Origin of the sequence: Nocardioides sp., assembly GCF_036493135.1 — a bacterium.
In the GTDB taxonomy this organism is placed as follows: domain Bacteria; phylum Actinomycetota; class Actinomycetes; order Propionibacteriales; family Nocardioidaceae; genus Nocardioides.
Genome location: NZ_DASXQG010000046.1, coordinates 90257 through 100493 on the forward strand (window position 1 = coordinate 90257; position 10237 = coordinate 100493).

Below are 10237 nucleotides of genomic sequence, written 5' to 3' on the forward strand. Positions count from 1 at the left end.
CATGGCGGCGGGTGTGCACGCTCTGGGCGCGCCCGCCGTCATCTCTCCGGAGCCGCGATCCCGGGGTCACCACCAGAGCGAACCGACCAGAGCACGAACCACCAGAGCAAGACCACCAGAGCAATGGACACGACAGCGAAGCATCCTGCGCACGCGCCGGGCGACGTTCCCCTCGCGGCGTCGAGACCTGACCAGATCGACGACGAGCGCGATCCGGCCGTCGGCTGGCAGGTCGCCGCCGGGGTCACCACGATGGGGCTGGCCCACGGTTCCGGCCTCCAGGCGCGGAGCTACCTGGTACGCCGCGAGGACGGACAGGTCATCCAGCTGTCCGAGCTGCTGTACGTCGTTCTGTGTCGCCTGGACCCGGAAGCGTCGGCAGCCGACATCGCCGACGACGTCAGCCTCGACTTCGGCAGGCGACTCTCCTCCGACGGACTCCGCCACCTGATGGACACGAGGCTGATCCCTCTCGGACTGGTCACTCACGATGACGCCCGAGCGACGCCGGCCCCGCGTGCGAAGCCGCTGTTCTCGCTGACCTTCAGGGGCACGCTGATCCCCGCCGATCTGGTGGGCGCGTTGGCCCGGGGCCTGGCCTGGTGCTACCAGCCACCGGTCGTCGTCGCACTTTCCGTCACCTTCGTTGCCATGGACGTCACTCTGGTGCGTCGGGGTGATCTCCTGGATGCCTTCTCGCAGCTCGTCGGGACACCCGTGATGTTCCTGGCCATCCTGCTGTTGCTGAACTCTGCCGCCGTGGTGCACGAGCTCGGTCATGCCGCGGCCTGCTGCTACGGCGGTGCTGCCCCTGGGCGGATCGGAGTGGGCGTCTACATCGTGTATCCGGCGTACTTCACCGACGTCACCGACTCGTACCGACTCGACCGTGCCGGACGGGTGAGGACCGACCTGGGCGGGCTCTACTTCAACGCCTGGACGGCGCTCGCGATGGGGGTCGGCTTCGTGATCAGCGGCAGTCCACTGCTCCTGCTGACCGTGGCCATGCTCCAGGTCCAGATGGTGCAGCAGCTGATCCCGGCGGTGCGCTTCGACGGGTACTACGTGCTGGCCGACCTGGCCGGCATACCGGACCTGTTCAGCCGGGTCGGTCCGGTGCTGCGCAGCCTGCTGCCGGGGCGTCCTCCCGACCCCCGGGTGCTCGAACTGCGGCCCTACGCCCGGCGAACGGTGGTGCTCTGGGTCGTGCTCGTCGTCCCGCTGCTGACGTTCTGCTTCGCGTGGCTGCTGTGGCGGCTGCCGTTCTTCATCGACCAGCTCGTCTTCGGCATGCAACAGCAGTGGTCTCTCGCGACGCAGGCCTGGTCTGCGGGGGACATCGCCCTTGTCGTGGTCGCCCTGATCTCGATGGTGCTGCTCGTGCTGCCGGCGATCGGGCTCATCGTCCTGCTGTGGCGCCTGTGCACGCTGCTCCTACCCCTGTTGGTGCGGTCTGCCAGGCGCCTTCGAACCGAAGAGGAGCACTCCATGGCCATCGAACCGACTCCGACCGTCGAGGCCGAAGCATTCGCCCGACCACAGCTCGGCCGGGTCCTCAGTGGGCCCTCACTGACGGCCGGCGAGTTCACCGACGCGATCATGCTGCCTGCCCGGAAGCTGGTCCCGGACTCCGGCTGGCGGCGTGCGGTCCACACGAGTACCGGCGGCAAGGTCAACCCCGGCCCGGGGCAGGCGCAGCTGCGCAGACAGGAGACCGAGGACCGGCTACGTGCTCCGATCGACGGATCCCGGCACGTCGTGGTCATGAGTCGCAAGGGCGGTGTCGGGAAGACGACGATGACCCTGGCGCTGGGGAGCACCTTCGCCTCGTTGCGCGGAGACCGGGTCATCGCCGTGGACGGCAATCCCGACGCGGGCAACCTGGCCCATCGAGTGGCACCGTGCAACGGCCGCACGATCACCGACGTACTCGCGGACCTGGACACCATCACGAGCTACGCCCAGCTGCGGCAGTACTCCATCCAGGCGCCACGCTCTCGACTCGAGGTTCTCGCCTCCGATGACGACCCCTCGATCGGGATGGCGCTGCATCGCAACGACTACCACCGGCTCATCGAGCTGCTGGACCGGTTCTACAACCTGCTGCTGCTGGATACCGGCACCGGGATCCTGGACAGTGCCAACCAGGGACTCATCTCGGAGGCCGATCAGCTGGTGCTCGTGCTTCGGGCCGGTCTCGACGGAGGGCGGGCAGCCGCTCTCACCCTGGACTGGCTGGACCAGCACGATCATCAGGACCTGGTGAGTCGTGCGGTGGTCGTGATCAACGGCGTACGCCCCGGCACGGGAGCGCCGATCGAACCGATGCAGGACCACTTCGAGCAACGCTGTCGCCACGTCCTGCGCGTGCCGTGGGACAGGGCTCTGGAGACCGGGGCCCAGACCGAGATCGACGGCCTCCAACGCGCCACGCGCGACTCGCTCGTCGCGGTAGCGGCAGCCGTCGCCGACAACTTCCGGGAAGGGCCGTACTCATGATGTCGAGCCGCTTCAAGATCGCGGTCGCGACGATCGCCGGCCTCGTGATCCTGTCGGCCTCGGGCGCGGAGGCTCGGGGGCCCAGGCCGGCCGGGCCGGTCCGGGTCGACCTGTCCGCATCGGCGCACCCGATCGGCGCGGGGAACCGGTACGCCGACACGGCCCATCGCGTGAACACCGTGCGTGGAGTGACGACTCATGCGGCGACGACGGCCACCGCCTCGGCGATCTGCCGGGGTTGTTCCGCCGAGGCGATCAGTGTGCAGGTGCTCTACCTCGACCGGTCGCCCACGATGAGGCTGGACAACGTCGCGATCGCCTGGACGCAGGGATGCGCATCGTGCAACGCGACCGCGGTGTCCCTCCAGGTTGTGGTGGTGAGCCGTCCCGGGTCCCTCATCACCGCCAACCGCGCCGCCGCGCTCAATGCGGCGTGCAACGCCTGCCACGCGACGTCTGGTGCCTTTCAGCTCGTCGTGTCGGGCAAGGCCCAGAGCCGTTTCTCTGCCACGACCCTTCGCTCACTCACGTCATGGGCGTCCACCCAGGCGCTGTTGCTGCGCACCCCGGACCTGCTCGGTCTCTCGCACCTGCAGCAGAGGCTGGCCCTCAAGCGGCTCGCGCACCTCGTGAACGCGGACCTGGGGACCCGTACCCTCGGGGCACGCGCACGCGTGTCAGGTCAGTAGGCGCGAAGGTGGTCTTCAGCAGAGTCGAGGGAGGGTCGTGCTGGCTCTTCGGGTCTATGCACCCGCCCCCGCACTCACTGAGGTGATGTCCCTGCTCGCCCGCGAGCCAGGGATCGAGCATGTGATCCAGGTCGGCGTCACCGCGCCCAGCAACCTCACGCTCGTGACCGCGGACGTCGACCCCGGCATCGTGGACCACCTGTTGCACTCCCTGGCCGCGTGCGGCGTCTCGGGTGAGGAGATCGAGATCGTCCACACGACCAGCACCCGGCCGATGGGTGTCGGACGTGCAGGAGACCTGCCCGCGTGGAGCGGCGGCGGCCTCGCCTGGACCGAGCTGACCATCACGTCGCGGCAGTACGCCCGGGCCGTCCCTCAGTACCTCGTCTTCATGGCCTGCGCCGGGGTCATCGCCGTCTTCGGGGTCCTCACCAAGAACCCGATCCTGGTCGTGGGTGCCATGGCCATCAGCCCGGACCTGTTGCCGATGTGCGCAACCTGTGTAGGGATCGTGGACCGGCATCCGAGACTGGCCGTCCGCGCTCTTGCCGCGCTCGTCGTAGGTCTGGCGGTCGCGTGCCTGAGCGCCTACCTCACCACCGTCCTCCTCCGCCTCGGTGACTACCCGCCGGCCAACGGCAGCCTGGGTGACGGGGGCTTGGGACTGCTACCCACCGTGAACGTCTCGACCGTCGTCGTCGCGTTCGCTGCCGGGGTAGCGGGGATCCTCGCCTTCGAGACCCGTTCCAGCTCGGCTGTCGGCGTCGCGATCTCCATCACCACGATCCCCGCCGCCGCGTTCTTCGGAGCCGCCGCGGCAGTACACGACGGCGAGGGCGCCGTTGGTGCCCTCGCCGTGTTGCTCGTCAACGTCGCCGTGCTCGTGCTGGCCGGAACGCTCACGATGCACGCACAAAGGCGCTATCGCAGCCGCTAGGGGCCCTTCTGGCCCTTGCGGCACGACCGGGAGACCAGCAGAGTGTCCCCCGGCGGGCCGCCCCGGGCCCGTCAGCAGCTGGCCGCCGAGGCCCGGCAGCGCGTCATAGTCGGAGGAATCCCATGTCACCGTTGATCACAGTGCTCGAGTTCGGCACCGGCCAGGTCTTCTGGTCCATGCTCTGGTTCTTCTGCTTCTTCATCTGGATCTTCTTGCTGATCCGAGTATTCGCCGACATCTTCCGCAGCCACGAGATGTCCGGTATGGCCAAGGCACTGTGGATCATCTTCGTGATCGTCCTTCCCTACCTCGGCGTCCTCGTCTACCTCATCGCCCGAGGCAAGGAGATGACCCAGCACTCGATCGAGGACGGGCAGGCCCGGGACGCGGCCCAGCGCCAGTACATCCAGTCCGTGGCCGGATCGGGCACCGGCGCGGCTGACGAGATCGCCCGACTCGCCGACCTGAGGGACAAGGGCGTGATCGACGAGGCCGAGTTCCAGGCCGGCAAGGCCAAGGCCCTGGCCGGCTCCTGAAGTCGGTGGTGGTGTGGTTGGTTGGTTGGTGGAGCTGGCGGGAATCGAACCCGCGTCCTCGAGCGTCGAACCAGGTCTTCTCCGGGTGGAGTCAGCGATGTCGTCTTCTCAGTCCCGGTGCTCGCGCTGACGCGTCACCGACGGACTCAGTCAGGATGAAGTCCCGACCGCCCCTCCTGACAGAGAGCGGCCAGCGAGCCTTCTAGATGAGGCCTGGATCCGGGACGAAGGCAGATGCCCGGTCAGACCCTTCGGTCACTGCTCAGGCAGCGAGAGCGAAGTTACTGCGCGTGTTGTTGGCAGTTGTAGGTTCCCGACGAACGTTTACGAGATGACGTCGGCTTCTCGACCCGCTTCCCCTGGAACTAACGTCCCAAGTCGAAACCGATCAGCCCCCTGTTGAGTTGTCACATGTCAGTCTACGGGGAGGAACGGCCAGGCGACGATTCTGATTCCCCGAACAGGCGTACGGCGTTCCGCCAACAGACGTCGCGGAGCCAGTCGTCGCCCAGATCGAGCCGGACCAGACCGGCGAGCTGCTCGGCGTACGGATAGGGGATGTTCGGGTAGTCCGAGCCGAGCAGGACCTTCGGTTGCAGCTCACGCAGCCGGGGCAGGAGTGCCGCTGGATACGCTGCGCCGAGCCCGTCGAAGAAGGGCGTGAACACCATCGTCGTGTCGACGAGGACCCGTTCGTAGACCTCGGCCAGCGCCAGGAACTCGGCGTACTCCGGGGCACCGAGATGCGCGATCACCAGCGCGAGACGCGGGTGTGCCTGGAGCAGATCGGCGACCGGACCCGGACCGGTGTACGGCGTGCCGACCGGCCCGGAGCCGGCGTGGATGACGACCGGGACGCCGGCGTCCTCGAGCACTCCCCAAACCTCGCTCAGCAGCGGGTCGCGGACGTCGAACCCGCCCACCTGCACGTGCACCTTGAAGATCTCGGCGCCCGCCTCGAGCCGCTGGGCGACGTACGACGCAGCGCCCGGCTCCGGGTAGAACGTCGCGCTGCGCAGGCAGCCCGGCGTCCGGTCTGCGAAGCCGACGGACCAGTGGTTGAGGAACTCGGCCATCCCCGGCTTGTGGGCGTATGGCAGCGAGGAGAACCGGCGGACGCCGAGGCCGCGCAGCGTCGCGACGAGCTCCTCGTCGGGGCCTCGGTACTCGAGCGGCCAGGTGCTGCCGATCAGCGGCCCGGCCGTGTCGAACTGCTGACGCACCTTGGCCATGACCCGCGGAGGCAGGAAGTGCGTGTGCACGTCGAACAGGCCCGGCAGCCCGAGATCCGTCGCGAACGCCGCCGGCTCGAGGCTCACACCGGCTTCACGAGGATCAGGGTCGGGCCGTTCCAGTCGATGCGCTGGAGTTCGTTCATTGGCTCGTGGAGCAGGCCGACCCCGACGACAGCGCCGTCGTCGTCCCCGTCAGCCGCCAGGTACGACGCGAGGCGGCCGGCGTCCTCGACGTAGGTCTCGTTGACCTCGGGTATCCCGAACCACTCCGGGACGGACGCCAGGATCTTCCGCACGGCGTCCGGGTCGCGGCGCCGTACCACGTCGAGCGGCATCAGTCGGGAAGGCCCTTGAGGCGACGGCCGACGGCCTGCTCCTTCTCGCGGTCGGCCTGGCGCTCGGCGAGGGCATGGCGCTTGTCGTAGGACTTCTTGCCCTTGGCCAGCCCGATCTCGACCTTGGCGCGGCCGTCCTTGAAGTACAGCGAGAGCGGCACCAGCGTGTAGCCCTTGTCGCCGACCTTGCGCTCGATCTTGTCGATCTCGGAGCGGTTGAGCAGGAGCTTGCGGCGGCGGCGGGCTGAGTGGTTCGTCCAGGTGCCTTGGGTGTACTCGGGGATGTGGACGCCGTGCAGCCACACCTCGTGGCCGTCGACCTCGGCGAACCCGTCGACCAGCGTGGCCCGGCCCTGCCGAAGCGACTTCACCTCGGTGCCCATGAGCACGAGTCCGGCCTCCCACGTGTCCTCCACGTGGTAGTCGTGTCGCGCCCTGCGGTTCTGCGCGATCAGCTTGCGCCCCTGCTCCCTGGCCATGACGCCATCCTCCCAGCAAGGGTCAACCGTAAAACTCCCACCTCGGCGGCGGAGAGGCCCCACTTCGGCGGCGGAGAGGGCCCACCTCGGCGTCAGCCGAACCATGGGGTCGGGTTGACCGGCCTGCCGTTGACCATGACGGTGAAGTGTGTGTGGCACCCGGTCGACCAGCCCGTCGTACCGACCAGCCCGACGACCTGGCCCCGCGTGACGCGCTGCCCGACGTGGCTGCGGTAGGCCGACAGGTGGTTGTAGATGACCGTGACGTTGTTGCCGTTGATCTGGCCGAGGTTGATGTAGAGGCGGTTGCCCCAGACGGAGGAGTAGTACTCCGACATCACGGTGCCGTTGGCGACGGCGAACAGCGGGGCACCGCACGGGGCGCCGAAGTCATCGCCGTCGTGAAGGCCCCAGTAGTGGTAGATCGGGTGGATGCGCCAGCCGTACGGCGAGGTGATCGGGCCGTTGACCGGGCGCATCAGCAGGCCGCCGGTGTCGCCGTGGTACCCGCCACCGCGACGCTGCTCGCGGGCGATCGCGGCTTGGATCAGGCGTTGGATGCGGGCGTCGTGCCGCTTGGCACGGGCCAGCAGGGCCCGGTCGTGTGCCCGCGCCTTGCGGGCCAGTGCCCACGCGTGCTTCTTGGCCCTCACGTTCTTCTCGACGCGCTTCTTGGCGTCGAGCGCCTGCTGCTTGTATTGGCGCTTGAGCTCGAGGTTGGCCGCAGCTTGCGCCTTCGTCCGGGCGACCTGGGCGGCCGCGCTGGCCCGCTCGTCGGTCTGCACCTGCAGCAGCACCTGCGACGCCTTGAGGCTGTCGAGGATCTGGTCCTGCGAGTCGAGGACCAGGCTGTTGTTGGCCTGCTTGGAGGTCAGGTCGTCCGGCGTGCTCGAGCCGAGCAGCGAGATGAAGCCCGTCAGCTGGGGATCGCCGTCCTCGTAGAACGAGGTGACGGTGTTGACCAACCGGGCGTGCTGCTGGGCCACGGAGCGGCGTTGGCGCTCGAGATTGATCCGCGCGCGTTCGAGGCGGGCCCGGGCGAGGTCGAGCTGGTGCCGGATCTTGGTCAGCCGGTCACGGGCCGCCTGCACGTGTGCGCGCGCGACCTGGAGATCGTGGCGCGCCGCCCGGAGGTCGGCCTTGGACCGGGTCAGCGCCGAGAACGCATGCCGGGTCTCCTTGCTGGACTCGTCGAGGTCCGCCTGAGCGTGCTTCACGGAGTGCTGCGCCTGCGAATGCTGGTGGCGCAGATGCTTGATGTCCGCCCAGGCGTGGGAGGAGCCGAGCTGGGTCGACATCACACCGACGGCCAGGGCGCCCGCCGTGACGGCGACGACCAGGCGCTGGCGTGCGGTGACGGGGAAGAGTCGCACCGTGGAGCCTTCGCTTTTCGGGGAAGCGGCCACCAGGACGCTAACCGACGCGACTCACACTTTGAGGTATTTGCGTGTCAGTACGAGTGTCGGGATCAGGGTCAGCAGCGGACCCATGATCGCGATCACGATCAGCGCGAGCAGGTAGTCGTGAGTGCCGACCCAGGGAATGAAGCTCAGGTCGTTGGCCAGCTGCTTCTTGACCGCGAACTCCATGAAGGCCCACAACGCCACCGCCGCGAGCGCCACACCGAGGATCGCGGTGACCACGCCCTCGAGCAGGAACGGCAGCGCGATATAGAGCGTCGACGCGCCCACGAGTCGCATGATCCCGATCTCTCGCCGTCGCGCGAACGCCGCGAGTCGGATGGTGTTGGCGACCAGCAGCAGGGCGGCGATCACCAGCACCAAGGCGGTGCCTGCCGAGCCCCACTTCAGCCGGGAGATCGTGCTGAAGATCGGTTTCAGCACCTTGTGCACGTCCTGGACCCGGGAGACGCCGTCGAGACCCACCACGGCGCTCTCGACGTCGCGGTACTGGTTGGGGTCGTTGAGGGTGATCCAGATCGACTCCGGCATGTCGTTCGCGGTGATCGGCGAGTTCGGCCCGTCGTACTTGCCGGGGAACTGCTCCTTGAGCTTCTCGAACGCCTGCTCCTTGGACTGGGTGTAGGAGCTGTCGACCTGGCTGTTGGCGTCGACGACCTGCTGGATGGCGGCCTTCTGCGCACCGGTGACCTCGCCGGTGCACGCCGGGTTGCCATCGTGGGCGCTGCACAGGAAGACGGTGACGGTCAGCTGGCTGCCCCACCGGTCAGCGACCTTGGCGGCCTCCTGGTTGAGCAGGACGCCGAGACCGACAAGGGTCAGCGAGACGAACAGGGTGAGGATCACCGCGATGTGCATCGAGAGGTTGCGACGTAGGCCGTTGCCCAGCTCGGTGAAGACGTAACGCAGCTGCATGGAAGGTTCTCTCCGGAGTCGTGCTACTCATCGGGGGTCGGGTGGGCGACTCGGTCGTCGGCGGGTCAGTGCTGGAAGCCGTACACGCCCTGCGCCTGGTCTCGGATCACACTTCCTTCGGACAGCTCGATGACGCGCTTGCGCATCTGGTCGACCACGCCGGCGTCGTGCGTCGCCATCACCACGGTGGTGCCGGTGCGGTTGATCCGGTCGAGCAGCTTCATGATGCCGACGGACGTGGTCGGGTCGAGGTTTCCGGTCGGCTCGTCTGCGATCAGGATCATCGGCCGGTTGACGAACGCGCGGGCGATCGCGACGCGCTGCTGCTCGCCACCGGAGAGCTCGTCGGGCATCCGGTCACCCTTTCCGTCGAGACCGACCATCTCCAGCGTCTCGGGAACCGTACGGCGGATGTCCCCGCGCGACTTGCCGATCACCTGCAGGGCGAAGGCGACGTTCTCCGACACGGTCTTGTTGGGGAGCAGCCGGAAGTCCTGGAAGACGGTGCCGATCTGGCGACGCAGCCTCGGCACCTTCCACCCCGCCAGCCGGTTGATCTCCTTGCCGGCGACGTAGACCCGCCCCTTGGTGGACCGGGTCTCGCGCAGCACCAGCCGGAGCGCGGTCGACTTTCCGGATCCCGAGGTCCCGACCAGGAAGACGAACTCGCCCTTCTCGATGTCGATCGAGACGTTGTCGAGCGCCGGGTGGGTCCCACCGGGGTAGGTCTTGGTGACCTTTTCGAAGCGAATCACTGAAGGGAGGTTAGCCGAGTCGACCAACGGTGCCGGCATCGGCGCGGCGCGCCCGTCGCCCAACCCGTGCAACCGAGCCCGACGCCGGTGCGTGTCTGTTGCAATGGGCCGGAACGGGCCGGCCCGGTCCGGGACGGGGAGACGATGGCCACAGCCGAGGACAACTTCACGGTGTTCTACGACGCCACGTGGTCGCGGACCGTCGCCTGCGCGTACGCCGTGACCGGGGACCTCGGCGCTGCCGAGGAGGCGGCCCAGGAGGCTTACACGCGCGCCTGGCCACGCTGGGCGACGCTCGCGGCGTACGACGACCCGGGCGCGTGGGTGCGCCGGGTCGCGTGGAACCTCGCCACCAGCCGGTGGCGGCGGCTGCGTCGCGCCCAGGCCTACGCGCGGACGCTCCGCGAGCCGCAGGTGGACGGGCCCGGCCCGGACC

The 10237-nt window shown here is 68.3% G+C and carries 11 protein-coding genes and 1 other RNA gene; 5 read left to right on the forward strand and 7 right to left on the reverse strand.

Annotation, left to right across the window (positions count from 1 at the left end; translation table 11 throughout):
* Positions 1 to 123 precede the first annotated feature (123 nt).
* From VGJ24_RS07925 to VGJ24_RS07940, 4 genes are all read left to right on the forward strand, one after another.
* On the forward strand, positions 124 to 2499 hold the full coding sequence (locus VGJ24_RS07925) for a MinD/ParA family protein (protein WP_331499979.1): 2376 nt from the start codon (positions 124 to 126) through the stop codon (positions 2497 to 2499).
* Positions 2496 to 3188: a hypothetical protein gene (locus tag VGJ24_RS07930; RefSeq protein ID WP_331499980.1), complete on the forward strand. Its 693-nt coding sequence runs from the start codon at positions 2496 to 2498 to the stop codon at positions 3186 to 3188. Before VGJ24_RS07925 ends, VGJ24_RS07930 begins: the two co-directional genes overlap by 4 nt.
* Positions 3189 to 3273: 85 nt before the next feature.
* Complete coding sequence (locus tag VGJ24_RS07935; RefSeq protein WP_331499981.1) at positions 3274 to 4125, forward strand: DUF389 domain-containing protein; 852 nt, start codon at positions 3274 to 3276, stop codon at positions 4123 to 4125.
* Between the two features lie 122 nt (positions 4126 to 4247).
* Entirely contained in the window at positions 4248 to 4661 is a 414-nt protein-coding gene (locus VGJ24_RS07940) for an SHOCT domain-containing protein (RefSeq protein WP_331499982.1), read from the forward strand.
* A 26-nt stretch (positions 4662 to 4687) separates the two neighbouring features.
* Here the strand turns inward: VGJ24_RS07940 and ssrA are convergent.
* From ssrA to ftsE, 7 genes are all read right to left on the reverse strand, one after another.
* Positions 4688 to 5057: a transfer-messenger RNA gene (gene ssrA, locus VGJ24_RS07945) on the reverse strand.
* A 23-nt stretch (positions 5058 to 5080) separates the two neighbouring features.
* The gene (locus VGJ24_RS07950; RefSeq protein WP_331499983.1) at positions 5081 to 5980 is read right to left on the reverse strand and encodes an amidohydrolase family protein; all 900 of its coding nucleotides are present in this window, start codon (positions 5978 to 5980) and stop codon (positions 5081 to 5083) included.
* A complete protein-coding gene (locus VGJ24_RS07955; protein ID WP_331499984.1) occupies positions 5977 to 6231 on the reverse strand; it encodes a hypothetical protein in 255 nt (84 codons plus the stop codon). Before VGJ24_RS07955 ends, VGJ24_RS07950 begins: the two co-directional genes overlap by 4 nt.
* Positions 6231 to 6710 carry an SsrA-binding protein SmpB gene (gene smpB, locus VGJ24_RS07960; protein ID WP_331499985.1) on the reverse strand — a complete coding sequence of 160 codons (480 nt, stop codon included), beginning with the start codon at positions 6708 to 6710 and terminating at the stop codon, positions 6231 to 6233. The genes VGJ24_RS07955 and smpB overlap by 1 nt, the downstream gene beginning before the upstream one ends.
* 92 nt (positions 6711 to 6802) lie before the next feature.
* A complete protein-coding gene (locus tag VGJ24_RS07965) occupies positions 6803 to 8083 on the reverse strand; it encodes a peptidoglycan DD-metalloendopeptidase family protein (RefSeq protein ID WP_331499986.1) in 1281 nt (426 codons plus the stop codon).
* A 54-nt stretch (positions 8084 to 8137) separates the two neighbouring features.
* Entirely contained in the window at positions 8138 to 9046 is a 909-nt protein-coding gene (gene ftsX, locus VGJ24_RS07970; protein ID WP_331499987.1) for a permease-like cell division protein FtsX, read from the reverse strand.
* A gap of 65 nt (positions 9047 to 9111) precedes the next feature.
* Entirely contained in the window at positions 9112 to 9801 is a 690-nt protein-coding gene (gene ftsE, locus VGJ24_RS07975) for a cell division ATP-binding protein FtsE (protein WP_331499988.1), read from the reverse strand.
* A gap of 144 nt (positions 9802 to 9945) precedes the next feature.
* Here ftsE and VGJ24_RS07980 point away from each other — a divergent pair.
* Positions 9946 to 10237: sigma factor (locus VGJ24_RS07980; RefSeq protein WP_331499989.1), on the forward strand; the 292-nt coding region annotated here is incomplete at its 3' end.